Here is a 26,684-nt window from a genome sequence, read left to right on the forward strand (position 1 = left end):
TATGGGAAAACTGATCTGGCTGATGGGGCCGTCCGGCTCCGGTAAAGACAGTTTGCTGGCGGCGCTGCGCCAGCAGGAACATGCGCAGCTCCTGGTCGCGCACCGCTACATTACCCGCGCGGCCAACGCCGGAAATGAAAACCATATCGCCCTGAGCGAACAGGAATTTTTCACCCGTGCGGGACATAACCTGCTGGCGCTGAGCTGGCACGCCAATGGTTTATACTACGGCGTCGGGGTGGAGATCGACCTGTGGCTGAACGGCGGATTCGACGTGGTGGTTAATGGCTCCCGCGCCCATCTTCCCCAGGCGCAGGCGCGTTACGGCACAGCGCTGATGCCGGTCTGTTTGCAGGTCTCCCCCGCCATTCTGCGCCAGCGGTTACAGGCGCGCGGACGCGAAAGCGAAGCGGAGATTGCCGCCCGTCTCGAACGCGCCGCCCGCTACGCGCCGTTTGACTGCCATACGCTGAACAATGACGGCAGTCTGCTACAGTCAGTCGATACGCTGTTAATGCTGATCGGACGAAAGGAGAAAAGCCATGCCTGCCTGTGAACTGCGTCGCGCCACGGCGGACGACACCCACGCCGTCTATGCCCTCATTTGCGAACTAAAGCAAGCCGAGTTCGATCATCAGGCGTTCAGCGCCGGCTTTGCGGCGAACCTGCGGGATAGCAATCTGCGCTATCAGCTTGCGCTGCTCGACGGCGAGGTGGTGGGCATGATTGGTCTGCATATGCAATTTCATCTCCATCACGCCAACTGGATCGGCGAGATTCAGGAACTGGTGGTAATGCCCCAGGCGCGCGGCCTGAAAATCGGCAGCCAACTGCTGGCCTGGGCAGAGGACGAAGCCAGACGCGCGGGGGCGGAGATGACCGAGCTTTCCACCAACGTGAAGCGTCTTGACGCCCACCGCTTTTACCTGCGCGAAGGTTACACCCAGAGCCATTTTCGCTTCACCAAAGCGCTGTGAGGCAACCGATGAGCCTGATCCTCACCTTAACCGGAACCGGCGGCGCACAAGGCGTTCCAGCATATGGCTGCGACTGCGCGGCCTGCCGCCGGGCGCGCCAGCATGAAGCGTATCGTCGTCGCCCGTGTAGCGGCGTGATTAAATTTAATCATGCGGTAACATTGCTGGACGCGGGCTTGCACGATCTTGCGGATCGCTGGCCTGCCGGATCTTTTGAGCAATTTTTACTCACCCATTATCATATGGATCACGTGCAGGGGCTGTTTCCGCTGCGCTGGGGCGTGGGCGCGACGATCCCGGTGTACGGGCCGCCTGACGAACAGGGCTGCGACGATCTGTTTAAGCATCCCGGCATTCTCGACTTCAGCCATACCGTCGAGCCGTTTGTGGTGTTTGATTTGCAGGGATTGCAGGTGACGCCGCTGCCGCTGAATCACTCAAAGCTGACCTTTGGCTATCTGTTGGAGTCTGCCCACAGCCGGGTGGCGTGGCTTTCGGATACCGCCGGGCTGCCGGATAAGACGCTGAAATTTTTGCTCAACAACCGCCCGCAGGCGATAGTGATCGACTGTAGCCATGAACCGCGACCGGACGCGCCGCGCAACCATTGCGATTTAAACACCGTGATTACGCTGAATGAGGTGATTGGCTGCCCACGGGTGATCCTGACGCATATCAGCCATCAGTTTGACGTGTGGATGATGGATAACCCGCTGCCGGACGGCATCGAAGCGGGGTATGACGGGACGGTACTGATGCTGGACTAAGCGTTTTCCCTCCTCCGCGGGAGAGGGCAACAGACTGCCCTTACCACCGTTCGTAATCTTCTTCCAGCCTGCGTTCGTCCTCTTCTAATCGACGTCGGTCGTCATCCAGCTGGCGCTGGCGTTCGTCTAAACGGCGGCGCCTGTCTTCGAGCTGTCGGCGGCGATCGTCGTACTGTCGACTGTCGGTTTGACGGCTGCGATCGTAACGATCGTCATCATCGTCATTACGGCTGCTGCCGGGATTATAGGCGTCGTTGATCGCCTGCTGAATATTGCCAATGGCGTCATCAATCACATCGGCATACGCCGAAACGGTGCTCAGCGACAGTAAGCTGAATAAAAAGAGCGTGGAGTAGCGTTTCATAGCGTTAGCCTCAACGGTGGACTGGCTCTACGGTAATCATCGGTCATTCTCGCGAGTAGCGGAGGAATCTCAAATCCAGTCTGTCGGGCAGAATGAGCGCCCATCGCCGCCTTCGTCACGTCAAAACTGTCGACAGCCTGTTTTTCGTCAGGGTTTTGTCCAAAATTTGCCCGTAATATCAGGGAAAGTCCCCAATTAAAATGTGGCATAAAAGATGCATACTCAGGGCGACAAGCGTGTATGCGCGATTTGATTAACTGGAGCGAGACCGATGAAAAAAGTCGTCACGGTTTGCCCGTATTGCGCATCAGGTTGCAAAATCAACCTGGTGGTCGATAACGGCAAAATCGTCCGGGCTGAGGCAGCGCAGGGGAAAACCAACCAGGGGACCCTGTGTCTGAAGGGCTACTACGGCTGGGATTTTATTAACGATACCCAGATCCTGACCCCGCGCCTGAAAACCCCTATGATTCGTCGCCAGCGCGGCGGCAAACTGGAATCCGTTTCCTGGGATGAAGCGCTGAATTATGTCGCTGAACGCCTGAGCGCCATCAAGGCGAAATACGGACCCGACGCCATTCAGACGACCGGTTCGTCGCGTGGCACCGGGAATGAAACCAACTACATCATGCAAAAATTTGCGCGCGCCGTTATTGGTACCAATAACGTTGACTGCTGCGCTCGTGTCTGACACGGCCCATCGGTTGCAGGTCTGCACCAGTCGGTCGGTAACGGCGCAATGAGTAACGCAATTAACGAAATTGATAATACCGATCTCGTGTTTATCTTCGGGTATAACCCGGCGGATTCCCACCCCATCGTGGCGAATCACGTGATTAACGCGAAACGTAACGGCGCGAAAATCATCGTCTGCGATCCGCGCAAAATTGAAACCGCGCGCATTGCCGATATGCACATCGCGTTGAAAAACGGCTCGAATATCGCGCTGTTGAACGCCATGGGCCACGTCATTATTGAAGAAAACCTGTACGACCAGGCGTTTGTCGCTTCGCGTACGGAAGGCTTTGAAGAGTACCGTAAGATTGTCGACGGTTATACGCCGGAATCTGTTGAGGATATCACTGGCGTCAGCGCCCACGACATTCGTCAGGCGGCGCGGATGTACGCCGGGGCGAAAAGCGCATCGATCCTGTGGGGCATGGGCGTCACCCAGTTCTATCAGGGCGTGGAAACCGTTCGCTCGCTGACCAGCCTCGCGATGCTGACCGGTAACCTCGGTAAGCCGAGCGTCGGCGTCAACCCGGTGCGTGGCCAGAACAACGTACAGGGTGCCTGCGACATGGGCGCGCTGCCGGACACCTATCCAGGCTATCAGTACGTGAAGTTCCCGGAAAACCGTGAGAAGTTCGCCAAAGCCTGGGGTGTCGACAGCCTGCCGGAACATACCGGCTATCGCATCAGCGAGCTGCCGCACCGGGCGGCGCATGGCGAAGTGCGCGCGGCGTACATCATGGGCGAAGATCCGCTACAGACTGATGCCGAGTTGTCAGCCGTGCGTAAAGCGTTTGAGGACCTGGAACTGGTTATCGTGCAGGACATCTTTATGACCAAAACCGCGTCGGCGGCGGATGTGATTTTACCGTCTACGTCGTGGGGCGAGCATGAAGGGGTCTTTACCGCCGCTGACCGTGGTTTCCAGCGCTTCTTTAAAGCGGTCGAACCGAAGTGGGATCTGAAAACGGACTGGCAAATTATCAGTGAAATCGCCACCCGGATGGGCTACCCGATGCACTATAACAACACCCAGGAGATCTGGGACGAGTTGCGTCATCTGTGCCCGGATTTCTACGGCGCCACGTACGAGAAAATGGGCGAACTGGGCTATATCCAGTGGCCGTGTCGCGACACGTCCGACGCCGATCAGGGCACCTCGTATCTCTTTAAAGAGAAATTTGATACCCCGAACGGTCTCGCGCAGTTCTTTACCTGCGACTGGGTTGCGCCGATCGACAAGCTGACCGAAGAGTACCCGATGGTGCTGTCGACGGTTCGTGAAGTTGGCCACTACTCCTGCCGCTCAATGACCGGTAACTGCGCGGCGCTGGCTGCGCTGGCGGACGAGCCGGGCTATGCGCAAATCAACGCCGCCGACGCCGCGCGTCTGGGCATTGAAGATGAAGCGCTGGTCTGGGTTCATTCGCGTAAAGGCAAAATCATCACCCGCGCGCAGGTCAGCGAACGCCCGAACAAAGGGGCGATTTACATGACCTACCAGTGGTGGATTGGCGCCTGTAACGAGCTGGTCACCGAGAACTTAAGCCCGATTACCAAAACGCCGGAGTACAAATACTGCGCCGTACGCGTTGAGCCGATCGCCGACCAGCGCGCCGCCGAGCAGTATGTGATTGACGAGTACAACAAGCTGAAAACCCGTCTGCGCGAAAGCGCAATGGGTTGATTCTGACATGCCTTACCTGGCATGTTTAACGACAGCAGCCTCCTCCGTGGAGGCTGTTTTTTTATCCAGACGATCTCTTTATACTGTCTTTTCCGTACCCTAACTAAAACGCAAAATGAAACCACTTCTTGCATTGATGTTATTCATGACATTCTTTGCCCATGCTGCCGCCCCGGAACCGGGAAGCCAGTATTTGCAGGCCGCAGAGGCAGGAGACAGACGCGCACAGTATTACCTCGCTGACAGTTGGTTTAGCTTTGGCGACTTAAGCAAAGCCGAATACTGGGCGCAGAAATCCGCCAGTAATGGCGATGCCGACGCCTGTGCGCTACTGGCGCAAATCAAAATCACCAACCCGGTCAGCCTCGATTACCGTGAAGCGAAAACGCTGGCCGAAAGGGCGGCGCAAGCGGGCAGTAAAGCGGGCGAGATCACCCTCGCGCGGATTCTGTTGAACACCCAGGCCGGGAAGCCCGACTACCCGAAAGCGATTTCCCTGCTGCAAAACGCCTCGCAAAATCTCGAGAGCGACGTGGCGGTTGATGCGCAGATGCTGCTTGGACTGATTTACGCCAACGGCGTCGGCATTCCGGCAGACGATGACAAAGCGACCTGGTATTTCAAACGCAGTTCCGCCATTTCCCGTACCGGCTATTCCGAATACTGGGCGGGAATGATGTTTCTGAACGGTGAACAGGGCTTTATTGAGAAGAACAAACAGAAGGCGCTGCACTGGTTGAATCTGAGCTGCACCGAAGGATTCGATACCGGCTGCGAGGAGTTTGAGAAGTTAACGAACGGGTGATGCAGGTTGCCGGATAACGCGATGCTTATCCGGCAACCTGTTAACCGTTACTGGGCGGTTTTATCAAATTTGCCCAGCACCTCGCGCTCGTAAGCCAGCGCTTTCTTGCGGTCAAACTTGTGTTCCCACTTGGAAATGACCAGCACCGCCAGCGCATTCCCCACCACGTTCAGCGCGGTACGCGCCATGTCGAGGATACGGTCGACACCAGCGATGAACGCCAGACCTTCCAGCGGAATGCCCACGCTGCCTAATGTAGCCAGTAGCACCACAAACGACACGCCCGGCACGCCGGCAATCCCTTTCGACGTGACCATTAGCGTCAGCACCAGTACGATCTCCTGCCACAACGACAGGTCGATCCCGTACAGCTGCGCAATAAAGATGGCGGCAATACTCTGGTACAGGGTGGAACCGTCAAGGTTAAAGGAGTACCCCGTTGGCACGACGAAGCTGGTAATAGACGCTGGCGCGCCGTAGGCTTCCATCTTTTCGATGATACGCGGCAGCACGCTCTCGGAGCTGGCGGTGGAGTAAGCCAGGATCAGCTCGTCTTTCAGAATGCGAATCAGGATCCAGACGCTCAGTCCACACAGGCGCGCGACAATCCCCAGCACCACCAGCGCGAAGAACAGAATCGCGAAGTGAACCAGCAGCACCAGTTTCGCCAGCGGCCACAGGGAGGCAAAACCGAAGTTAGCGACGGTCACGGCAATCAGTGCGAACACCCCGACCGGCGCATAACGCATGACCATGTGGGTGACTTTAAACATGGTTTCGGAGATGGAGCGGAACACCGTCACCAGCGGTTCACGGTGTGTGGCAGGCAGCGAAGAAAGCCCCAGGCCAAACAGTACCGAGAAGAAGATGATCGGCAGCATATCGCCTTTCGCCATCGATGCCACGATGTTGGTTGGCACCAGCGAGAGTATGGTGCCCATCAGGCCATGCGCATGGCTCTGCACCTCCGCCGTCGTGTTCTGGTATTTCGAAATATCCACGGTCGCCAGTTGCGACATATCAATGCCTGAACCGGGTTGAAACACATTCGCCAGCGTGATACCCAGAATGATGGCGATGGTCGTGATCACTTCGAAATAGATAATGGTTTTGGCGCCGATACGCCCAAGCTGTTTGGCATCACCCACCCCGGCAATACCGACAATCAGCGTCGAAATCACGATAGGGACGACGATCATTTTGATCAGATGGATAAAGATATCCCCTGCCGGTGACAGCAGGTTAGCAATCAGCCATTCACGGCTGTCGCTGTGATAGTGCAGGTAACTCCCCAGTAGAATGCCCAGCACCATGGCAATCAAAATCTGCCAGGCCAGGCTGAGTTTAAAACTTTTCATAACAGCGGACTTCCTCAATGGAGCGCCAGTCCCCTCGTCAAAGCGGGAATGGATACATACTGAAAGGGTATGAATTGTGTTGCGTTGGGTTATAGAGTTTTTTAACGCGCATAATCAGTACCATTTGCAAGGCATCTTGCGCAACCCTTTCAGAACAGCGCATTTAGCTGAAATAATGCATAATAACGCGAGTTTATGGCGTTTATTATGAATAACTATTTGTTATGGAAAGATTTTTAAATGTGCGTTTTTGAATTATAACTTTCAGGAATTATTTTGCGCATGATGTTCATTTGCCTGTTTTTTAAACAGCAAAAACGACATAAATCACAAAAAAACAAAATCATTTCTGACGATTCTGCAACAACTTCGCCATATTTATTGCGTCAATCACCTGTGCGCGGTTTACCCGCGGTGAATTGAGATCGAGGGCTTTTTGCCACTGGATAATCGCCTCGCGGTAATCAGCCTGCATAAACGCATCCGAGGCCAGGAGCATCAGCGCGGTCACCTCACTGGCGTCCAGCGCTAATGCTTTATCAATCATCTCGCGGGCCAGCGGCGTCATATGCTGTCCCGCCTGATAGTAAAGCACCGTCGCCAGCGCGGCGTAAAGCTCGGCGTTCTCCCCGCGCAGTTGCAGCGCCTGACGATACGCCCGCTGCGCGTTAGCGTAGTCGTTACGCCAGAGGTAATACTCGCCGAGTAACGCCCACTTTTCGCTGTCCTGGGGATTCGCGCGAATCTGGGTCTGCAACGTTCGCAGTTGCGCTTGTGGAGTTTGCGCGTCGGTAAACGCATGCAGCGGATCTGCCAGACGCTGCTGTTCGCTGCGTACCGCCTGCCATTTCGGCGACAGCAGATAGCCGCTAAAGCAGATAATCACCATCAGCATGACGGCCGCCGTAAGACGTTTTACGGGCAGAGAACGGTGGGAGTCAGGCTGCATCATCGTTTGTCCTTTTGGGCGTTACCGCGCGCCACAGGATCCCCCCCACCACCAGCAGTAACAGACACGGCAGCGCCCAAAGCAGCAAAGTTTGTCCGTTCAGCGGTGGATTGTAGCGAACAAAGTCGCCGTAGCGTTCGGTCATCCAGACAGTAATTTCCGCTTCGCTTTTCCCCTCCGCCACCATTGTGTAGACCTGATGGCGCATACTGACCGCCACCGGCGCGTTGGATTCCAGTAAGTTCTGGTTCTGGCACTGGGGACAACGCAACCGGCTGGCGACAGAAAGCGCTTTCTCCTGCTGTTGCGGGTTAGCGAAGGTCCAGGTATCGACGACCTGAGCGTGGACGGTAAGCGTGAAAAAAAGTAGCGTAACCAGGATGAACAGCCTGTGAAATGGCGCCGTATTACGCATCTTCCCTCCTCCCGCGCCAGCCGCTCAGTAGCGCGCCGACAATCATCAGCAGCCCACCGCCCCAGATCCAGCGCACGCCGCTTTGAACGTACAACCGCATGGCGTAACGTTCCGGACCGGTTTTCTCGCCCATTACCGCATACCAGTCGTGTATAAGGTTCCAGCGAATGTCCGGCTCCATCATCTGCTGGCGGCGCGCGGTATAAAACCGCCGCTCCGGTGTCAAATCGCCAATACGATTCTCCCCCTGCCACAGCGCAATCTGCGCTTTCTCGGTAGTGTAATTGCCCTTTGCTTCAAGCTCGAGCCGGTCGAAGCGGAAGGTGTATCCTGCCAGCGCCACCTGCTGCCCCGGACGTAAATTCAGGCTAATCTCCTGACGGCTGACGCTGGACACCACAATCCCCAGCGCCGCGATCAGCACGCCTGTATGGGCAATCAGCGCCGGAAGCTGTCGTCGCCAGGCAGATTTACGGTTTCTTATGGTCGCCACAACGATGACGACCAGCATCAGCAGGCCGAACGGCAGCGTAGCGCGATTGAAATAAGGTGCGCCTACGGAAAGACGTCCCCAGCCAAGCAGACCGTAAATCATCGGGTAAAGCGTCCCCACCAGCACGATCAGCAGTACCGCGCAAAAAAGCAGTAGCGTCGCGAGTATCAACGTTTCGCGCGACCCGTTCCCCGCACGCGCTGTCGGTTGACCATCACGCGCCCGCCAGGCATACAGCGCAAGCGAAGCGAGGCTCAGCACGGCGAACAGCGCAAACAGCGGCGCCGCGCGCACGTTATCCAGCGCAAAAGCATGCACAGAGACCAGAATGCCGGAGCGCACAATCAGCGTGCCCAGCAGTGAAAGAATCAGGGTGACGATCGCCAGCAGCAGTGACCAGTGGCGAAAAATCCCCTGTCTGCGCGAAAGCGACAGACTGTGCAGCAGCGCGCTGGCGGACAGCCAGGGCAACAGAGAGGCGTTTTCCACCGGGTCCCAGAACCACCATCCGCCCCACCCCAACTCACAGTACGCCCACCAGGAGCCGAGGATGATGCCGAGGGTCAGCGCGCACCAGCCGGGCAGCGCCCAGCGCCAGCACACCCGTGCGGCCGCGGCAGTAAAATCGCCGTGAAGCAGCGAGGCGAGCGCCACGCCCGTAGCCACCATCAGCCCGCCATAGCCCAGATACAGCAGCGGCGGATGCAGGATCAACCCCAGATGTTGCAGCATCGGGTTGAGATCGCGCCCTTCTATCGCGGGAGGGAAAATGCGTGCAAACGGATCAGACCACACCACCACAAACAGCAGCAGCAACGCGATGATCAGAGAAAGAAGGCTGAGCGTCAGCGGAAACAGCGCATCCGATTGTTGACGGTAGCGCCAGGCAAACAGCGCGCTCCAGGCAGAAAGAAACAGCACCCATAGCAGTAAGGAACCTTCATGTCCGCCCCATACCGCCGCCAGCTTTAGCCCCCACGACAGCAAGCTGTGGCTGTGCTGCGCCACGTAGATGACCGAAAAGTCGCTGCTCAGAAAGGCGTTTATCAACAGCGTAAACGCCGCCAGCAAAAGCGCGAACTGCGTCCAGACGCCGACGCTCGCCAGGCGCATAACGCCCAGCCAGCGCCGCTGAATCCCGGTCAGCACGGCAAGCGGGGTCAACACGTTGACCCCAAGGCTTAACAACAGCGCCAGAAAACCGGCTTCAGGTAGGAACACGTCCAGGTTATGCAACCGTCAGTTGCCCCGCATACAGAATAAAGAAACGTAACAGCAGAACGCCGGTCAGGCTGGCGCCGCAGGCCGCCAGCACACCGTGGAAGGTGGATCCACGATTCGCCCACGGCTTCAACAGCATCGGCACAATCAGCCCCAGCCCCGCGACGCCGATCCAGAACCACCAGGTCCAGAATCCACCGCCTAACGCGGCGGAAAGCGCGCGCATTTTGCCGTCATCGCCCAACGCCAGGCCAACAAAAAAGGCCGCCAGCAGGAAGATTTCCAGCCACACCACCGGTGTTTCCATTCGGTGAACAAAGTGCGCTTCCGTACTGTGTGGGTTGCTGCGCTGGCGCAAGGCCATTGCAATGAGCGCCACCGCCGCGCCGGAAGAGATCCCCGAGAACAGGAACAACACCGGCAGGACCGGGTTATTCAGGAACGGGTAGGACTTGAGCGCGGAAAGCAAAAATCCGGTGTAGGCGCCAAGCAGTACCGCCAACACCAGCATCAGCGTTTCAAGCGGGCGATGAAACGGCGTGATGAGCGACAGCGCTTTTGGCAGCACACTCAGACGCGGCAGCCAACGCTGTTGCAGAGCAATCAGCTCTTTTTCAAAGATTTTCGCCAACCACAGTACCAGCACCACCATGTACAACTGGAACAGCATGACCCCCATCGACATCACTGACGTAAAACTGTAGTGAAACATCAGTTTCCAGAAGGTCCACGGACGCGTCAGATGGAAGATCAGAATCAGCAGGCCGAGAATTATCGCCCCCGGCCCGACCACCAGCGTTGTACGCAGCAGCGTACTGTCAGCGCCGCCCGCCTCCGGATGGAAACGACGCAGCAGAATCGCCAGCGTGACCAGCCCGGCGGAGATACCGATCAAAAACAGATAGATGGCGATGGGCCAGTCCCACACCAGCGATTCAAAGTGGAAAGCAGATGCGTTTGTCATTGGCTCACCTCCCCAAATTTAAAGGGAACGCGGTAGACCTTCGGTTTCGTGCCCAGCGCCAGCTTGTAACGGTAGGTGGGTTTCTGCTGTAACAGCCGCGAAATATCGCTGTTGGGATCGTCAAGATTACCAAAGGTCAGCGCCTTCGTCGGGCAGGCCTCAACGCAGGCTGGCAGCTTGCCCGCTTTCAGGTTGGTCTTACGGCAGAAATCGCACTTATCCGCCGTTTTCGTCACCGGATGGATAAAGCGCACCCGGTATGGACAAGCGGCGATACAATACTGGCAACCGACACAGAGATCCGGGTTGACGTCCACAATACCGTTGGCGGCGTCGCGATAGGACGCGCCGGTCGGACAGACGTCCACGCACGGCGCATGATCGCAATGCTGGCATGAATGACGGAAAAAGCGGTACTATCAGGCTGAAAAAACGGCGTGCACGATGTGTAATCCTTGTCATAGAGGTCTCATCCAGATTGCGCCATTGCTCTTAATGACGGTTCTTTTTTATTCTTTCCATGACGATAACCGCACATAACCGTCATGACATTGCCCTAATCTAGATGTAACAAAAAACCACACGGAAAATGTTGTCTTTAATCAATTGTAAGTGTATGTAAAATACCACTTTAGAGTTAGTCACCCCGTTTTATCGCTACTCCCTTTGTGCTTTTCCTCGTCGAAACACCTTCATAAAAAATTAACATAACCGTCTGTTGCGAAAAGAATTCCCCAACTTTTTTTGGCCTTCTTCAAAAAACGTATTGCCGATTATTTGCACAGTTCCGTTATTGCGTGATCTGCCGCGCAAATACTAAACAAAACTGACTAAACCCCTACATTTAACGTTTATGAGACATATTATTAACATCTTACAAGGAGAACAAAAGCCATGAGCCAAATACATAAACACGCCATTCCCGCCAATATTGCGGACCGTTGCCTGATAAACCCAGAGCAGTATGAGGCAAAATATCAACAATCAATTAACGAGCCGGATACCTTTTGGGGCGAGCAGGGCAAAATTCTCGACTGGATCAAACCGTATACACGCGTAAAGAACACCTCTTTCGCGCCGGGCAACGTCTCGATTAAATGGTACGAAGACGGCACGCTCAACCTGGCGGCGAACTGCCTTGACCGCCATCTGGCGGAAAATGGCGATCGCACCGCCATCATCTGGGAAGGCGACGACGCGTCGCAGAGTAAACACATTAGCTACCGCGAACTGCATCGTGACGTCTGCCGCTTTGCCAATGCCCTGCAGGCGTTAGGCATTAAGAAAGGCGACGTGGTGGCGATTTATATGCCGATGGTGCCGGAAGCCGCCGTCGCGATGCTGGCTTGCGCGCGCATCGGCGCGGTGCATTCGGTGATCTTCGGCGGTTTTTCGCCGGAGGCGGTTGCCGGACGCATTATCGACTCCAGCTCGAAGCTGGTGATCACCGCCGATGAAGGGGTGCGCGCCGGGCGCAGCATTCCGTTGAAGAAAAACGTCGACGACGCGCTGAAAAATCCGAACGTAACAAGCATCGAACACGTGATTGTGCTCAAGCGCACCGGCGGCACTGTCGACTGGACGGAAAACCGCGATTTGTGGTGGAGCGACGTCATTGAAAATGCCAGTGCTGAGCATCAGCCTGTTGAAATGAATGCGGAAGATCCGCTGTTTATTCTTTATACCTCCGGCTCTACCGGCAAGCCGAAAGGGGTGCTGCATACCACCGGCGGGTATCTGGTGTATGCCGCGAGCACCTTTAAATATGTGTTCGACTACCATCCGGGCGACATCTACTGGTGCACCGCCGATGTGGGTTGGGTCACCGGACACAGCTACCTGCTGTACGGCCCGCTGGCCTGCGGCGCCACGACGCTGATGTTCGAAGGGGTGCCCAACTGGCCGACGCCAGCGCGTATGGCGCAGGTGGTCGATAAGCATCAGGTCACGATTTTGTATACTGCACCGACCGCGATCCGTGCGCTGATGGCGGAAGGCGACAAAGCGATCGAAGGCACCGACCGTTCCTCCCTGCGCATTCTCGGCTCCGTTGGCGAGCCGATCAACCCGGAAGCGTGGGAGTGGTACTGGAAAAAGATCGGCAATGAGAAATGCCCGGTGGTCGATACCTGGTGGCAGACCGAAACCGGCGGTTTCATGATCACCCCGCTGCCGGGGGCGACAGAGCTGAAAGCCGGTTCCGCCACCCGTCCGTTCTTTGGCGTGCAGCCTGCGCTGGTGGATAACGAAGGCAATCCGCAGGAAGGGGCGACCGAGGGCAACCTGGTGATCACCGATTCCTGGCCGGGTCAGGCGCGCACGCTGTTCGGCGATCATGAGCGTTTCGAGCAGACCTACTTTTCGACCTTTAAAAATATGTACTTCAGCGGCGACGGCGCGCGTCGTGACGAAGATGGCTATTACTGGATCACCGGTCGCGTGGACGACGTGCTGAACGTGTCCGGTCACCGTCTGGGCACCGCAGAGATTGAGTCCGCGCTGGTGGCGCATCCCAAAATCGCCGAAGCGGCGGTGGTGGGTATTCCGCACAGCATTAAAGGCCAGGCGATTTATGCCTACGTGACCCTGAACCACGGCGAAGAGCCTTCTCCGGAACTGTACGCGGAAGTGCGCAACTGGGTACGAAAAGAGATTGGTCCGCTGGCGACGCCGGACGTGCTGCACTGGACCGATTCCCTGCCGAAGACCCGTTCCGGCAAAATTATGCGCCGTATTTTGCGCAAGATCGCGGCAGGCGATACCAGCAATCTGGGCGATACCTCGACCCTTGCCGATCCTGGCGTGGTAGAGAAACTGCTCGAAGAGAAGCAGGCTATCGCGATGCCTTCATAATGAGAACAGGCCGGATGGCGCTGCGAAGCGTTTTATCCGGCCGACATTTCTGACCTTACCCCTCTCTTCATCGGGAGGGAAAATATAAAACCCCCCAAAGGATTTCGTGTTGCAGGAAGGCGGCAAACGAACACATCCCCAGTCGCAGAGTGAACCAGGCGACTGGGGTGGGTAAGTGCGGCCAACGCACCTGTGGCGCGAAAGACGCAGGGGGCCTCTGGAGAGCTCTGTGATGAATGACACTATTTATCAGCGGATAGAAGACAGTGCGCGTTTCAGGGAGTTAGTCGAAAAAAGGCAACGGTTTGCCACCCTTCTGTCGGTCATCATGTTGGTGATTTATATCGGCTTTATTTTACTGATTGCTTTCGCGCCTGGCTGGCTGGGTACGCCGCTCCACGCGGGAACCAGCGTTACCCGGGGTATCCCCATTGGCGTCGGGGTCATTCTGATCTCCTTTATTCTGACCGGCATTTATATCTGGCGGGCGAACGGCGAATTCGACCGTCTTAATAATGCAGTACTGCACGAGGTTAACGCATCATGAAGAGAGTCCTGACGGCGCTTGCCGCCACACTACCCTTCGCGGCCAACGCGGCGGATGCCCTTAGCGGTACAGTAGAGCGCCAGCCAACCAACTGGCAGGCCATTATTATGTTTTTGATTTTTGTCGTATTTACGCTCGGAATTACCTACTGGGCCTCTAAACGCGTGCGTTCGCGCAACGACTACTACACGGCGGGCGGCAATATTACTGGTTTTCAGAACGGACTGGCGATTGCGGGCGACTACATGTCTGCCGCCTCTTTTCTGGGCATCTCCGCGCTGGTGTTCACTTCCGGCTACGACGGCCTGATTTACTCGCTGGGCTTCCTGGTGGGCTGGCCGATCATTCTGTTTCTGATCGCCGAGCGCCTGCGTAATCTGGGGCGTTATACCTTTGCCGACGTGGCCTCCTACCGTCTCAAGCAAGGCCCGATCCGCATTCTTTCCGCCTGCGGTTCGCTGGTGGTGGTGGCGCTGTATCTGATCGCCCAGATGGTCGGCGCGGGCAAACTCATCGAACTGTTATTTGGTCTGAATTACCACATTGCGGTGGTGCTGGTCGGCGTGCTGATGATGATGTACGTGCTATTCGGCGGTATGCTGGCGACGACGTGGGTGCAGATCATCAAAGCGGTGCTGCTGCTGTTCGGCGCCAGCTTCATGGCCTTTATGGTGATGAAGCACGTCGGTTTCAGCTTCAATAACCTGTTTACCGAAGCAATGGCGGTTCATCCGAAAGGCACCGCCATCATGAGCCCTGGGGGGCTGGTGAAAGATCCGATCTCCGCGCTGTCGCTGGGCCTTGGTCTGATGTTCGGGACCGCCGGTCTGCCGCATATCCTGATGCGCTTCTTCACGGTGTCAGACGCGCGCGAAGCGCGTAAAAGCGTGTTCTACGCCACCGGCTTTATGGGTTACTTCTACATTCTGACCTTTATTATCGGCTTTGGCGCGATCATGCTGGTCGGGGCAAATCCGGCGTACAAAGACGCGGCGGGCGCGCTGATTGGCGGCAACAATATGGCGGCGGTGCATCTGGCTAACGCGGTCGGCGGCAATCTGTTCCTCGGCTTTATCTCCGCGGTCGCTTTCGCCACTATTCTCGCGGTGGTGGCCGGATTGACGCTGGCGGGCGCGTCGGCGGTTTCACACGATCTCTACGCCAACGTGTTTCGTAAAGGCGCCACCGAGCGCGAAGAACTGCGGGTGTCGAAAATCACCGTACTGGTGCTGGGCGTCATCGCCATTATTCTTGGCGTACTGTTTGAAAACCAGAACATTGCCTTCATGGTCGGCCTGGCGTTTGCCATCGCGGCAAGCTGTAACTTCCCGATCATCCTGCTTTCCATGTACTGGTCGAAGCTGACCACCCGTGGCGCGATGATGGGCGGCTGGTTAGGGTTACTGACGGCAGTGGTGTTGATGGTGCTTGGCCCGACGATTTGGGTACAGATCCTCGGTCACGAAAAGGCGATCTTCCCCTACGAATACCCGGCGCTGTTCTCCATTACCGTGGCGTTCCTCGGCATCTGGTTCTTCTCGGCCACCGATAACTCAGCGGAAGGAAACCGCGAACGCGAGCAGTTCCGCGCCCAGTTTATCCGTTCCCAGACCGGATACGGCGTCGAACAAGGCCGCGCCCATTAATCACTCTCCCCCTCCCCGGTCTTTATGGCCGGGGATCACATTTTTCTTCCTGCGTTCTACCCATCTCCCGCGATAGCGCTACAGTACCCAAACAAGAGTGAAACGCTGTTTTTATTACATCAACACGTTAATTCATTTTAAGAGAAGGGAATGCGATGAAGAAATATGCCCTGGTGGGAACCGGCGGTCGCGCTGGACTGTATATTTCGGCAATTGGCGGGCAATGGAAAGAGAACGCCCGGCTGGTTGCCTTCTGCGATACCAACCAGACCCGGATGAACTACGCCAACACATTACTGGAAAAAGAGGGCGCTGCGCCGGTATCGACCTGGAAAGCGCAGCAGTTTGAGGAGATGATCCGTGAAACGCGCCCTGACATTGTCATCGTTACCACCATGGACCGCACCCACGATGATTACATCGTTCGGGCGCTGCATGCGGGCTGCGACGTGATCACCGAAAAACCGATGACTATCGACGAAAAGCGCGCCCTGCGTATTCTGGATGCCATTGAAGAAACAGGCCGCCAGGTGCGCGTCGCCTTCAACTATCGCTATGCCCCACACCACAGCAAAGTGCGCGAACTGCTGATGAACGGCACGATCGGCGAGGTTTATTCCGTCCACTTTGAATGGCTGCTGAACACCGAGCATGGCGCAGACTATTTTCGTCGCTGGCACCGCGAAAAGCGCAATAGCGGCGGCCTGCTGGTGCATAAATCGACCCACCATTTCGACCTGATGAACTTCTGGTTGGCCAGCACGCCAGCGCGCGTTTACGCTGAAGGCGGCCTGCGTTTTTATGGCAGAGAGAACGCCGAACGACGCGGCGTCACGCAGTTTTATCCCCGCGCCCACGGCTACCCACAGGCGAAAGACGACCCGTTTGCCCTGCAAATGGCAGAGAATCCGCAGTTGAAAGCGCTCTATCTGGATGCGGAACATGAGGATAGCTACTTCCGCGACCAGAGCGTGTTCAGCGACGGCATTACCATTGAAGATACGATGTCGGTGCTGGTGAAATATCAGAATGACGTACAGCTGACGTATTCACTGAACACTTATCTGCCCTGGGAAGGGCTGAACGTGGTCTTTAACGGCAGCAAAGGCCGTCTGGAGATGAAGATCGTCGAGAAATCGTACGTTAACGCTGGCGGCGAACGCGCCAACGAAGGCAGCCTCGAGACCTGCGATATCACCGTCTTCCCAATGTTTGCCGCGCCGTGGAAAGCTGACTTCACGCTGGGCGAAGGCGGACACGGCGGCGGCGACAACGCGATGCTCGCCGATCTGTTTGGCGAGGTGAAACACGACCCGCTTCAGCGCGCCGCCGACCACCGCGCCGGGGCGATGTCGATCCTCACCGGCATCGCCGGAAACCTCTCCATGCAGCAGCAGCGTCCGGTCCACTTTAACGAATTTGCGCTGGCGTCGCGTCTGACATAACCCAACCGCCGCTGGTCAGAACATCAGCTTCGCGACCAGCGGCGCAATGAGCACCATCACCACGCCGGAGAGCATCATCACCAGGCTGGCGACGACGCCCTCCTGCTGCCCCAGTTCGTAGGAGCGCGCCGTTCCTGCGCCGTGAGACGCCGCGCCGAATCCGGCGCCTTTCGCCATACCTTCGCGTATCGACAGCCGCAGAAACAGCGCATCGCCAACCGCCATGCCAAACACGCCGGTCACCACCACGAACAGCGCCACCAGATCCGGCTGTCCGCCGATAGGCTCCGCCGCCGCCAGCGCAAACGGGGTGGTCACCGAGCGAACGGCCAGGCTGCGCTGGATTTCATCAGAGAGCGTAAACAGCCGCGCCAGCCAGACCGAACTGGTGACCGCCACCACCGTTGCCGTCACCACGCCTGCGCTAAGGGACATCCAGTGACGTTTGATGATGGCAAAATTGTCGTAGACCGGCACTGCAAAGGCGATGGTCGCCGGACCAAGCAGCCACAATAACCAGTGCGACTCGCCAATATAGCTCTGCCAGGAGATATGCCCAAACACCAGCATCAACACCAGCAGCGCCGGGGTGAGCACCAGCGGCATCAGCGGCAGTCGGCGAAAGCGGCGATACAGGCGCTTGTTGAGAAAATAGATGACCAGTGTGATGACCAGACAGAGCGCGCTAAGCTGAAAATTACTCACGATTTAACCTGCGCAACTCATAGCGATACACCTTGTCCACCACCCACGCGGTCGCACCGAGTACCATCAGGGTGCTGAGCGCAATCACGGCAAAAATACGCCAGCCGTCGATCAACAGCAGTTGCGCATAGTTCACCACCGCCACCACCGCGGGCACAAAGAACAGCAGCATTTCCGCCAGCAGCCAGCGGGCCCCCGCCCGCACCCAGCGCAACGGCAGGATCCGACACACAATCAGCGTCAGCATTAGCACCATGCCCACCAGATTGGCCGGAAGCGGCAAATGCAGCCAGGAGACAAGGTTTTGCGCAACGATAAACAGACCAGCGTACAGCAGAACCTGAACCGGAACCTGAAGTCGCTGTACGACAACAGGCGTAATGCGGCGTATCGCCACAGCCATGAAGGGATGTCCTGAAAAATAATTCGGAGCGCCAGTATAGAGAGCGCCCGTCGATGAAAGAAATGAATTAAAATCATTGCGGGCATAGTCGTAAGGAATAGTCATGGACATCAGAACGCTGCGTTATTTTGTCGAGGTGGTGCGCCAGCAGAGTTTCACCCGCGCGGCGGAGAAGTTGTATGTCACGCAACCCACCATCAGCAAGATGTTAAAAAATCTTGAAGACGAGCTTAACTGCACGCTGCTGATCCGCGACGGGCGCAAGCTTTTGCTCACGGACACCGGACGGGTGGTGTTTGAGCGCGGGCTGGCGATTCTGGCGGAGTTTCGCCAACTGGAAGCGGAGCTGGGAGACATCAACCATCTCAACAAAGGCCTGCTACGGTTAGGCATTCCGCCCATGGTCGGCATGTTGATGGCGGGGCCTATCAGTCTGTTTCGCCAGCGCTATCCGGGCGTCGAGCTGAAGGTCGCGGAGTTTGGCGGCCTGACGGTGCAACAGGCGGTGATGAATGGCGAACTGGACGTGGCGATGACCGCGCTGCCGATAGAAGCAGAAAGCGGTCTGGCGACCCTGCCGCTGTTTAACCATCCGCTTTGCGTCCTGGCGCCCCGTGCCGGCCAGTGGACAACCTGTGAGTCCGTTTCCCCTGAAACGCTGGCAGAGCACCCCCTGCTGATTTACAACGAAGATTTCGCCCTGAGCCGTCAGCTGATGCAGCTTTTTAGCGAACGCGACGTCAAGCCGCGCATTGCGGTACGCAGCGGACAGTGGGATTTTCTTGCGGCGATGGTACAGGCAGGCGTCGGCATTGCTATTCTACCGGAGCCCATCTGTGAACGGCTGGATAAAAACACGCTGCGCTGGATCCCGCTGGAAAGCGAACTGCGCTGGCAGCTCGGGATGATTTGGCGCGAAGGGGTCTACCTTTCCCATAGCGCCAAAGCGTGGCTTTCATGTTGCGAAGGATTCTGGGCAGGGGCATCGCAAACCATCAACCCGGCAAAAAACTAAAGCGCCACAAGGGCGCTTTAGTTGTTTTCCGGTCTTTGTCTTTCTCTCTATCCCGCTGAGTTCACGGGAGGGTTTCCCCCGACGTCAACACCCCTCATTCGAGCACGTGGTGGAGGTTCCGGTTTGTGTTGATACTGTAAGTGTATGCCGAGGCCGCCTGTTTGCCAGCCGACATGGTGATTTTTTAGCCGAATTTTTTTCGTCATCTTCCACAATTTTCTATAGTTAAGAAGATGAATTCACAGGAGCCTCACATGCTAACGGTACATCATTTAAACCAGTCTCGTTCCCAGCGCATTCTCTGGGCGCTGGAAGAACTATCGCTGCCCTACCAGATTGTCCGTTACCAGCGTGAAAAGACCCTGCTTGCCCCGCCGGCGTTGAAAAAAGTGCATCCGCTCGGCAAGTCGCCCGTGGTGGAGGATAACGGCGTCGTCATTGCGGAATCGGGTGCAATCCTTGAATATTTGCAGGAAACCTACGACAGCGAAGGCAAATTTAAACCCGCCGACGCGGAACAGAAGCGGCAGTACCGATTCTGGCTGCACTATGCGGAAGGTTCGCTCATGCCGTTACTGCTGATGAAACTGGTCTTTGTCAGTCTTGGCAAGCCGCCGGTTCCCTTTGGCTTGCGCACGCTGGGCGGTGCGCTGGGAAAAGGCGTGCAGAAAGCGTATCTCAATCCACAACTGGAAACCCACGCGCGTTTCATTGACGCTCACCTTGCCGAACATCTCTGGTTTGCCGGAGAACCGTTCAGCATGGCCGACATTCAGATGAGTTTCCCGCTGTTTGCTCTACTGGCGCGCGGCGGCATCGATAATCTCTCCCACATCGAGGCATGGAAAAAACGGGTGGAAATGCGTCCGGCCTGGCAGCGGGCGATTCAACAGGGCGGCCCCTTTGAGATCCCCGGCGGGTGAGGACGAAAATGTCTCCTGTGCCCCGCGCATGTGCGAAACGACACCGCAAATTATGTTGCCAGATTGCGCATCGACGGTAACGTTTGCGCATCAGTTGATGATTTCTTCGTCGTAAACGCAAGAAATGCATAAAAAGCGACAAAGTTCAGTTGAAAATCGCCATATGATCGCTGGATAATCGTTTGCTTTTTTTTACTACCCGTTTTTTTATGCGCGGAGCTAAACGTTTGCTTTTTGCGACTCCCCTTTTGTCGCGACAGAGCACAGGGAATTGACGTTTCGCTGGCAGTGGATTGTCCACCACGCATAAAGACGAAAAATAAACTCTCAGGGGATGTTTTCTATGTCTACGCCTTCAGCGCGTACCGGCGGTTCACTTGACGCCTGGTTTAAAATTTCACAACGTGGAAGCACTGTCCGTCAGGAAGTGGTTGCCGGGTTAACAACGTTTCTGGCGATGGTGTACTCGGTTATCGTGGTGCCGGGCATGCTGGGCAAAGCTGGCTTTCCGCCTGCCGCGGTATTTGTCGCGACCTGTCTGGTGGCGGGGTTAGGCTCCATCGTTATGGGGCTGTGGGCGAATCTGCCGCTGGCGATCGGTTGCGCCATTTCACTGACCGCGTTTACCGCGTTCAGCCTGGTGCTCGGTCAGCAGATCAGCGTGCCGGTGGCGCTGGGCGCGGTATTCCTGATGGGGATTCTGTTTACCATCATCTCTGCGACCGGCATTCGTAGCTGGATTTTGCGCAACCTGCCGCAGGGCGTCGCGCATGGCACCGGTATTGGTATCGGCCTGTTTTTGCTGCTAATTGCGGCAAATGGCGTAGGCCTGGTAATCAAAAACCCACTGGATGGCCTGCCGGTGGCGCTGGGTGACTTCGCAACGTTCCCGGTGATCATGTCGCTGGTCGGACTGGCGGTAATCCTCGGCCTTGAAAAGCTGAAAGTGCCGGGCGGCATTTTGTTGACCATCATTGGTATTTCGATTGTCGGGCTGATCTGTGATCCGGCGGTGAAATTCTCCGGCATTTTCGCGATGCCGTCGCTGAGCGATGAAAACGGCAAATCGCTGATTGGCAGCCTGGATATCATGGGCGCGCTGAATCCGGTGGTGCTGCCAAGCGTGCTGGCGCTGGTTATGACCGCAGTGTTTGACGCAACCGGCACCATCCGCGCCGTGGCAGGGCAGGCGAATCTGCTCGACAAAGACGGTCAGATCATCGACGGCGGAAAAGCGCTGACCACAGACTCCCTGAGCAGCGTGTTCTCCGGTCTGGTGGGCGCAGCGCCGGCAGCGGTGTATATCGAATCCGCGGCAGGGACGGCAGCGGGCGGTAAAACCGGCCTGACAGCGATCACCGTCGGCGTTCTGTTCCTGCTGATCCTGTTCCTCTCTCCGCTGTCCTATCTGGTGCCGGTATACGCGACGGCGCCTGCGCTAATGTACGTGGGCCTGTTAATGCTGAGCAACGTGGCGAAAATTGATTTCGCCGACTTCGTCGACGCAATGGCGGGTCTGGTCACAGCGGTGTTCATCGTGCTGACCTGTAATATCGTTACCGGCATCATGATCGGCTTTGCCACGCTGGTGATTGGTCGTCTGGTTTCCGGCGAATGGCGCAAGCTGAACGTGGGTACGGTGGTGATCGCCATCGCGCTGGTGACGTTCTACGCGGGCGGCTGGGCGATTTGATCGCGAAGTGATTCCGAAAACGGGTGGCTTTGGCCGCCCGTTTTTATTTTCACCGCACATTTCGTTGTCTTTTGCGATACTCTGAAAAAGGTAAAATCGAGGCACGAAGCCTCTCAGGCACATAAAAAACATCGCAAACAGGGAACGCATGGAAATTTTTTTCACAATACTCATCATGACCCTTGTGGTCTCGCTGTCCGGGGTATTTACGCGCGTATTGCCCTTCCAGCTCCCCTTACCCCTCATGCAGATTGCCATCGGCGCACTGCTGGCATGGCCCACATTTGGTCTGCATGTGGAATTTGATCCCGAACTGTTTTTAGTTCTGTTTATTCCGCCGCTGCTGTTCGCCGACGGCTGGAAGACGCCGACGCGCGAATTCCTTGAACACGGGCGAGAGATCTTCGGTCTGGCGCTGGCGCTGGTGATTGTCACCGTTGTCGGCATCGGTTTTCTGATTTACTGGCTGGTGCCGGGCATCCCGTTGATACCCGCTTTTGCGCTGGCGGCGGTGCTGTCGCCAACCGATGCGGTGGCGCTTTCCGGCATCGTCGGTGAAGGACGTATTCCGAAGAAGATCATGGGCATTTTACAGGGCGAAGCGTTAATGAATGACGCTTCTGGCCTGGTGTCGCTGAAGTTTGCCGTCGCGGTGGCGATGGGCACAATGATCTTTACCGTTGGCGGCGCAACCGTGGAATTTCTTAAGGTGGCGATTGGCGGTATCCTCGCGGGCTTTGTGGTCAGTTGGCTGTACGGGCGTTCGCTGCGTTTTCTTAGCCGCTGGGGCGGCGATGAACCCGCGACACAGATCGTGCTGCTGTTCCTGCTGCCGTTCGCCTCTTACCTGATTGCCGAACACATCGGCGTGTCGGGAATTCTGGCGGCAGTCGCCGCCGGGATGACCATCACCCGTTCCGGCGTCATGCGCCGCGCGCCGCTGGCCATGCGCCTGCGCGCCAACAGTACCTGGGCGATGCTGGAGTTTGTGTTTAACGGCATGGTCTTTTTACTGTTGGGCCTGCAACTGCCTGGTATTCTCGAGTCGTCGCTGGTGGCGGCGGAAGCCGATCCAAACGTCGAAATCTGGATGCTGTTTACCGACATCGTGCTGATTTACGTCGCGCTGATGCTGGTGCGCTTCGGCTGGCTGTGGACGATGAAAAAATTCAGCATGCGTTTTTTGAAAAAGAAACCGATGGAGTTTGGATCGTGGACCACGCGTGAAATTCTTATCGCCTCTTTCGCGGGGGTGCGCGGGGCGATCACGCTGGCGGGTGTGCTCTCCATTCCTCTGCTGCTGCCGGATGGCAACGTTTTCCCGGCGCGTTACGAACTGGTGTTCCTCGCCGCCGGGGTGATCCTGTTCTCGCTGTTCGTTGGCGTGATAATGCTGCCGATACTGCTGCAACATCTGGAAGTGGCTGACCATTCGCAGCAACTGAAAGAGGAACGCATCGCGCGCGCGGCAACGGCAGAAGTGGCGATAGTAGCGATTCAGAAAATGGAAGAGCGCCTGGCGGCGGATACCGAGGAGAACATCGACAACCAACTGCTGACCGAAGTGAGTTCGCGGGTCATCGGTAACCTGCGTCGCCGCGCTGACGGACGCAACGATGTCGAAAGTTCGCTACAGGAAGAGAACCTCGAGCGTCGTTTCCGCCTTGCCGCGCTGCGTTCTGAACGCGCGGAGTTGTACCACCTGCGCGCCACGCGTGAGATCAGCAATGAGACCCTGCAAAAGCTGCTGCATGACCTTGATTTGCTGGAAGCGCTGTTGATTGAGAATCAGTAATCCTGTCGCCCGAATGCGCTTAGCGGTCCGGGCCGGCGAAAAACGTTAATCATCCTCCAGCAGCCGCGCGCCGGTACCCTGTTCACCAAGTCGGTCGCCAGGGTTCCGCAACGGGCAATCCTTACGCGATAAGCAGCCGCAGCCGATACAACCGTCCAGCTCATCGCGCAGCGCCACCAGCGTATGAATGCGACGGTCCAGTTCATCCCGCCATTGCGAAGAGAGCTGCTTCCACTCCTTCGCGCTCAACGTATGGCCTTCCGGCAGTACCCCAAGCGCCTCGCTGATGGTCGCCAGCGGAATGCCGATCCGTTGGGCAATCTTAATGATCGCCACATAACGCAACACATCGCGCTTATACCGCCGCTGATTGCCGCTGTTACGAGTACTGCTAATCAACCCTTTACTTTCATAGAAGTGCAGCGCGGATACCGCCACACCGCTGCGTTTCGCCACTTCGCCCGGCGTCAGCAAGGCTTTTATGCGGGGTAATTTCTTTTCCATAAATCGCTTTACCTCAAGTTAACTTGAGGAATTATACTCGCCCGCAGACAAAAGACGAATCGAACCCTGAAAAAGAGGCAACGCTATGTCCCATCAGCAAATTATTCAGACCCTTGTTGAATGGATTGATGAACATATCGACCAACCGCTGAACATTGATGTGGTCGCGAAAAAATCAGGCTATTCAAAATGGTATTTACAAAGGATGTTCCGCACCGTGATGCGCCAGACGCTCGGCGACTATATCCGCCAGCGCCGACTGCTGTTAGCCGCCGTGGAGTTGCGTAATACCGAGCGACCCATCTTCGATATCGCTATGGATTTAGGCTACGTATCACAACAGACCTTTTCCCGCGTTTTTCGCCGGGAGTTTGATCGTACACCCAGCGACTACCGCCATCGTCTGTAAGTTTACTGCCCGCGCGACATCAGACGTGCGGGCGGCTGCTGTAGCCAGTCGATGAACGCCTGCGGCGGCAGCGCTTTTGCGAAGTGCCACCCCTGACAATACTGTACGCCGCGCTTAAGCAACCAGTTGACCTGATCCGCCGTTTCCACGCCTTCCGCGATGGTTTTCAGCCGCAGGCTTTGGGCCATCTCGATAATATGCTCCGCGATCAGGTGGCTGGTGCTGTTCGTGGTGAGTGTGTCGATAAACGATTTATCGATCTTCAGGATATCCACCTTCAGGGAATACAGGTTATGCAGGTTGGAATAGCCGGTGCCAAAGTCATCGATCGCCACTTCGTAGCCCGCCTGACGAAACGCCTGAATAACCGGCGTGGTTTTCGGCACGTCGATAAAGCCCCGCTCAGTGACTTCCACTTTGATCTGTTGCGCAAGCACACCGTACTGACGCGCTTTGTTGGCGATCAGGGCAATCAGTCGGGAAGAATGGAAGTCTGACGCGGAGAGATTGATCGAAATATACAGCGACGGGTTTGCCGCCAGAAACGCCCCCATCTCCCGGAAAACGTTCTCCACCACATAATCGGTGATCTGCGCGATCATCCCCTCTTTTTCCGCCAGGGGGATAAATTCGGCGGGACTCATGACCTGTCCGTTGTATCCAGGCCAGCGCAGCAACGCTTCCGCGCCCACGCATTTCTCATTTTTGATGTCCATAATCGGCTGATAGTGTACGCACAATTGGCGCTGTTTAAGCGCCCGCTGCAGCATCCGCGGCGGCGACCTGTATTGCCGACGCGCCCGCGACCAGAGCAGCAACAGCAGTATGCTGCAAAGCACGGCAAGCGGAAGGGTGAAGAGCAGTTGCTGGTACAGATTTTGATAAAATCGACCGGTCGTTGTCGAAACAATCACCGCGATGGGGCGTTTATCGGAATGAACGAGCGTGTAAAAACGGCCATCCTGCTGAAACACGGACTGACCGCGCCGCACCAGCGGCAGTAGCTCCGCAACCCACGCTTTTTCGCTGACGGAAAAGAACGTGTCGGTAACCGTGTCGAAAACGCCCCAGGCAAGCGCCGGATCTTCTGTCATCACTTCGCTGAAGGATAAGGGATTGATCACTGCAACGTAATTGCCACGCTGCATATACGCCATTTTGTAGCCTGTAAAAAAGGGCGTGTCACGGAAGTAATAAATCGCGACATCAGGTTTTCGTTTATACTCAGCGTCCGGCATAATAAAGGGCGTGGTCGGTGCCATGACCGTTGAACATAAAAAGCGATTACCCTGCGCATAAATTAACTCATTGATATAAAGACGCCCACGAATAATATTTAACATTCTTTGCCGATGTGCAGGGGTACAGGCTTGTCCCTGATACTGTTCGGCGGCGTCGCGCGCTAAGTCAGCCTGTAAAATAACCAGTTCAGTTTTATCTAATGTCAGTTGTGCGAATATACGCAATTGATGACTGGTCTGGGATACGGCTCGCAATTGGGCAAACCATAGCGCTAACATCATGGGAAGCAACACCACCATGATTATCCCGAGAAACCTCAGCATCTTCCGTCGCGCCTGATGATTCATTTCAGCCCTATATCCCTGCATATTATACGCCTGTTATTATCGAGGCCGGATGCCATACCTGGATAATTGCCATTGCCGCCAACGCACGGGCAATCTGAAGCATGACAGGTATAAATCACACAGGGGTGTTACGTTGCATGAATCCTACAATATTAGCAACTGACTTTTATTAGTAAAAGTCTGATAATATCAGGGGTTATTAATATCATTTCGTGGTTCATTCCTGGCAAGCCATCATTTCTATTAAGCAGTGGCGTTCAATTTCCCGGTATTATTTTGGACAAACCAAAAAAGGTCGACTTAATCGCGCGTTATTAACGGTCTATTCCGACCAGACGCCCCGATGCTTTTACTTCCGCTGAACACCTTTACCCACACGCAAAGTATGGTTAAAAAGCAAACAAAAAATCCTCGCCCTGGCTGGA

General features: G+C 56.2%; 22 protein-coding genes and 2 pseudogenes. 14 read left to right on the forward strand and 10 right to left on the reverse strand.

Features of this window, described 5'->3' with window-relative positions:
• Position 1: 1 nt before the first annotated feature.
• Genes phnN through phnP form a run of 3 tightly spaced genes read left to right on the forward strand, consistent with a single transcriptional unit; the run spans position 2 to position 1,744 of the window.
• Complete coding sequence (gene phnN, locus JY391_RS20595; RefSeq protein WP_042291088.1) at positions 2-556, forward strand: ribose 1,5-bisphosphokinase; 555 nt, start codon at positions 2-4, stop codon at positions 554-556.
• Complete coding sequence (gene phnO, locus JY391_RS20600; protein ID WP_042291090.1) at positions 543-977, forward strand: aminoalkylphosphonate N-acetyltransferase; 435 nt, start codon at positions 543-545, stop codon at positions 975-977. Before phnN ends, phnO begins: the two co-directional genes overlap by 14 nt.
• An 8-nt stretch (positions 978-985) precedes the next feature.
• Positions 986-1,744, forward strand: coding sequence for a phosphonate metabolism protein PhnP (gene phnP, locus JY391_RS20605; protein ID WP_211934949.1), 759 nt, complete (start codon positions 986-988; stop codon positions 1,742-1,744).
• A gap of 40 nt (positions 1,745-1,784) precedes the next feature.
• Here phnP and yjdP read toward each other — a convergent pair whose 3' ends face one another.
• On the reverse strand, positions 1,785-2,108 hold the full coding sequence (yjdP, locus tag JY391_RS20610) for a DDRRRQL repeat protein YjdP (RefSeq protein ID WP_205612951.1): 324 nt from the start codon (positions 2,106-2,108) through the stop codon (positions 1,785-1,787).
• A gap of 271 nt (positions 2,109-2,379) precedes the next feature.
• Between yjdP and fdhF the strand changes: the two genes are divergently transcribed.
• Entirely contained in the window at positions 2,380-4,527 is a 2,148-nt protein-coding gene (gene fdhF, locus JY391_RS20615; RefSeq protein WP_084589031.1) for a formate dehydrogenase subunit alpha, read from the forward strand.
• A gap of 115 nt (positions 4,528-4,642) precedes the next feature.
• Complete coding sequence (gene yjcO, locus JY391_RS20620) at positions 4,643-5,332, forward strand: Sel1 family TPR-like repeat protein YjcO (RefSeq protein ID WP_042291118.1); 690 nt, start codon at positions 4,643-4,645, stop codon at positions 5,330-5,332.
• A 47-nt stretch (positions 5,333-5,379) separates the two neighbouring features.
• Here yjcO and gltP read toward each other — a convergent pair whose 3' ends face one another.
• The 5 genes and pseudogenes from gltP to JY391_RS20645 all read right to left on the reverse strand — a co-directional run.
• Positions 5,380-6,690 (reverse strand): glutamate/aspartate:proton symporter GltP, encoded by a 1,311-nt coding sequence (gltP, locus tag JY391_RS20625; RefSeq protein ID WP_042291121.1) that lies wholly within the window; start codon positions 6,688-6,690, stop codon positions 5,380-5,382.
• A 343-nt stretch (positions 6,691-7,033) separates the two neighbouring features.
• On the reverse strand, positions 7,034-7,642 hold the full coding sequence (gene nrfG, locus JY391_RS20630; protein WP_211934950.1) for a heme lyase NrfEFG subunit NrfG: 609 nt from the start codon (positions 7,640-7,642) through the stop codon (positions 7,034-7,036).
• Positions 7,629-9,783, reverse strand: a pseudogene (nrfF, locus tag JY391_RS20635) (heme lyase NrfEFG subunit NrfF). The gene nrfG and the pseudogene nrfF overlap by 14 nt, the downstream one beginning before the upstream one ends.
• Positions 9,776-10,732: a cytochrome c nitrite reductase subunit NrfD gene (nrfD, locus tag JY391_RS20640; RefSeq protein ID WP_205612949.1), complete on the reverse strand. Its 957-nt coding sequence runs from the start codon at positions 10,730-10,732 to the stop codon at positions 9,776-9,778. The pseudogene nrfF and the gene nrfD overlap by 8 nt, the downstream one beginning before the upstream one ends.
• A pseudogene (locus tag JY391_RS20645) lies at positions 10,729-11,148 on the reverse strand (4Fe-4S dicluster domain-containing protein); the annotation flags it as partial. The pseudogene JY391_RS20645 and the gene nrfD, both read right to left, overlap by 4 nt.
• Before the next feature lie 478 nt (positions 11,149-11,626).
• Between JY391_RS20645 and acs the strand changes: the two are divergent.
• The 4 genes from acs (at position 11,627) to JY391_RS20665 (ending at position 17,223) form a co-directional block, all read left to right on the forward strand.
• On the forward strand, positions 11,627-13,585 hold the full coding sequence (gene acs / locus JY391_RS20650) for an acetate--CoA ligase (RefSeq protein ID WP_211934951.1): 1,959 nt from the start codon (positions 11,627-11,629) through the stop codon (positions 13,583-13,585).
• 232 nt (positions 13,586-13,817) lie between these two features.
• The gene (locus tag JY391_RS20655; RefSeq protein ID WP_042291143.1) at positions 13,818-14,132 is read left to right on the forward strand and encodes a DUF485 domain-containing protein; all 315 of its coding nucleotides are present in this window, start codon (positions 13,818-13,820) and stop codon (positions 14,130-14,132) included.
• On the forward strand, positions 14,129-15,778 hold the full coding sequence (gene actP / locus JY391_RS20660; RefSeq protein WP_042291146.1) for a cation/acetate symporter ActP: 1,650 nt from the start codon (positions 14,129-14,131) through the stop codon (positions 15,776-15,778). The genes JY391_RS20655 and actP overlap by 4 nt, the downstream gene beginning before the upstream one ends.
• Positions 15,779-15,933: 155 nt before the next feature.
• A complete protein-coding gene (locus JY391_RS20665; protein WP_200035997.1) occupies positions 15,934-17,223 on the forward strand; it encodes a Gfo/Idh/MocA family protein in 1,290 nt (429 codons plus the stop codon).
• Between the two features lie 15 nt (positions 17,224-17,238).
• On the opposite strand, the gene JY391_RS20670 is transcribed toward JY391_RS20665, so the two are convergent.
• Positions 17,239-17,928, reverse strand: coding sequence for an LrgB family protein (locus tag JY391_RS20670; protein ID WP_042291151.1), 690 nt, complete (start codon positions 17,926-17,928; stop codon positions 17,239-17,241).
• Positions 17,921-18,331: a CidA/LrgA family protein gene (locus JY391_RS20675; protein ID WP_211934952.1), complete on the reverse strand. Its 411-nt coding sequence runs from the start codon at positions 18,329-18,331 to the stop codon at positions 17,921-17,923. The genes JY391_RS20670 and JY391_RS20675 overlap by 8 nt, the downstream gene beginning before the upstream one ends.
• Positions 18,332-18,434: 103 nt before the next feature.
• Here JY391_RS20675 and JY391_RS20680 point away from each other — a divergent pair, with 103 nt between their 5' ends.
• The 4 genes from JY391_RS20680 to JY391_RS20695 all read left to right on the forward strand — a co-directional run bounded on the left by JY391_RS20680 (position 18,435) and on the right by JY391_RS20695 (position 23,757).
• Positions 18,435-19,346, forward strand: coding sequence for a LysR family transcriptional regulator (locus tag JY391_RS20680; RefSeq protein WP_205612948.1), 912 nt, complete (start codon positions 18,435-18,437; stop codon positions 19,344-19,346).
• Positions 19,347-19,600: 254 nt separating this feature from the next.
• On the forward strand, positions 19,601-20,269 hold the full coding sequence (locus tag JY391_RS20685; protein WP_060570394.1) for a glutathione S-transferase family protein: 669 nt from the start codon (positions 19,601-19,603) through the stop codon (positions 20,267-20,269).
• A gap of 343 nt (positions 20,270-20,612) precedes the next feature.
• Complete coding sequence (ghxP, locus tag JY391_RS20690) at positions 20,613-21,962, forward strand: guanine/hypoxanthine transporter GhxP (protein WP_042291165.1); 1,350 nt, start codon at positions 20,613-20,615, stop codon at positions 21,960-21,962.
• 148 nt (positions 21,963-22,110) lie between these two features.
• Positions 22,111-23,757 (forward strand): Na+/H+ antiporter, encoded by a 1,647-nt coding sequence (locus JY391_RS20695; RefSeq protein ID WP_042291168.1) that lies wholly within the window; start codon positions 22,111-22,113, stop codon positions 23,755-23,757.
• A 45-nt stretch (positions 23,758-23,802) separates the two neighbouring features.
• On the opposite strand, the gene soxR is transcribed toward JY391_RS20695, so the two are convergent.
• Positions 23,803-24,261: a redox-sensitive transcriptional activator SoxR gene (soxR, locus tag JY391_RS20700; protein WP_042291170.1), complete on the reverse strand. Its 459-nt coding sequence runs from the start codon at positions 24,259-24,261 to the stop codon at positions 23,803-23,805.
• Positions 24,262-24,346: 85 nt separating this feature from the next.
• Here soxR and soxS point away from each other — a divergent pair, with 85 nt between their 5' ends.
• Entirely contained in the window at positions 24,347-24,670 is a 324-nt protein-coding gene (gene soxS / locus JY391_RS20705; protein ID WP_042291172.1) for a superoxide response transcriptional regulator SoxS, read from the forward strand.
• 2 nt (positions 24,671-24,672) lie between these two features.
• On the opposite strand, the gene pdeC is transcribed toward soxS, so the two are convergent.
• The gene (gene pdeC, locus JY391_RS20710) at positions 24,673-26,259 is read right to left on the reverse strand and encodes a cyclic di-3',5'-guanosine monophosphate phosphodiesterase PdeC (RefSeq protein WP_211935836.1); all 1,587 of its coding nucleotides are present in this window, start codon (positions 26,257-26,259) and stop codon (positions 24,673-24,675) included.
• Between the last annotated feature and the right edge of the window lie 425 nt (positions 26,260-26,684).

It is taken from the genome of Citrobacter sedlakii, assembly GCF_018128425.1.
GTDB classification, from domain to species: Bacteria; Pseudomonadota; Gammaproteobacteria; order Enterobacterales; family Enterobacteriaceae; genus Citrobacter_A; species Citrobacter_A sedlakii.

Coding starts and splice junctions, on each gene's coding strand:
- phnN (WP_042291088.1), top strand. CDS start 2: ATGGGAAAACTGATCTGGCTGATGGGGCCGTCCGGCTCCGGTAAAGAC.
- phnO (WP_042291090.1), top strand. CDS start 543: ATGCCTGCCTGTGAACTGCGTCGCGCCACGGCGGACGACACCCACGCC.
- phnP (WP_211934949.1), top strand. CDS start 986: ATGAGCCTGATCCTCACCTTAACCGGAACCGGCGGCGCACAAGGCGTT.
- yjdP (WP_205612951.1), bottom strand. CDS start 2,108: ATGAAACGCTACTCCACGCTCTTTTTATTCAGCTTACTGTCGCTGAGC.
- yjcO (WP_042291118.1), top strand. CDS start 4,643: ATGAAACCACTTCTTGCATTGATGTTATTCATGACATTCTTTGCCCAT.
- gltP (WP_042291121.1), bottom strand. CDS start 6,690: ATGAAAAGTTTTAAACTCAGCCTGGCCTGGCAGATTTTGATTGCCATG.
- nrfG (WP_211934950.1), bottom strand. CDS start 7,642: ATGATGCAGCCTGACTCCCACCGTTCTCTGCCCGTAAAACGTCTTACG.
- nrfD (WP_205612949.1), bottom strand. CDS start 10,732: ATGACAAACGCATCTGCTTTCCACTTTGAATCGCTGGTGTGGGACTGG.
- acs (WP_211934951.1), top strand. CDS start 11,627: ATGAGCCAAATACATAAACACGCCATTCCCGCCAATATTGCGGACCGT.
- JY391_RS20655 (WP_042291143.1), top strand. CDS start 13,818: ATGAATGACACTATTTATCAGCGGATAGAAGACAGTGCGCGTTTCAGG.
- actP (WP_042291146.1), top strand. CDS start 14,129: ATGAAGAGAGTCCTGACGGCGCTTGCCGCCACACTACCCTTCGCGGCC.
- JY391_RS20665 (WP_200035997.1), top strand. CDS start 15,934: ATGAAGAAATATGCCCTGGTGGGAACCGGCGGTCGCGCTGGACTGTAT.
- JY391_RS20675 (WP_211934952.1), bottom strand. CDS start 18,331: ATGGCTGTGGCGATACGCCGCATTACGCCTGTTGTCGTACAGCGACTT.
- JY391_RS20680 (WP_205612948.1), top strand. CDS start 18,435: ATGGACATCAGAACGCTGCGTTATTTTGTCGAGGTGGTGCGCCAGCAG.
- JY391_RS20685 (WP_060570394.1), top strand. CDS start 19,601: ATGCTAACGGTACATCATTTAAACCAGTCTCGTTCCCAGCGCATTCTC.
- ghxP (WP_042291165.1), top strand. CDS start 20,613: ATGTCTACGCCTTCAGCGCGTACCGGCGGTTCACTTGACGCCTGGTTT.
- JY391_RS20695 (WP_042291168.1), top strand. CDS start 22,111: ATGGAAATTTTTTTCACAATACTCATCATGACCCTTGTGGTCTCGCTG.
- soxR (WP_042291170.1), bottom strand. CDS start 24,261: ATGGAAAAGAAATTACCCCGCATAAAAGCCTTGCTGACGCCGGGCGAA.
- soxS (WP_042291172.1), top strand. CDS start 24,347: ATGTCCCATCAGCAAATTATTCAGACCCTTGTTGAATGGATTGATGAA.
- pdeC (WP_211935836.1), bottom strand. CDS start 26,259: ATGAATCATCAGGCGCGACGGAAGATGCTGAGGTTTCTCGGGATAATC.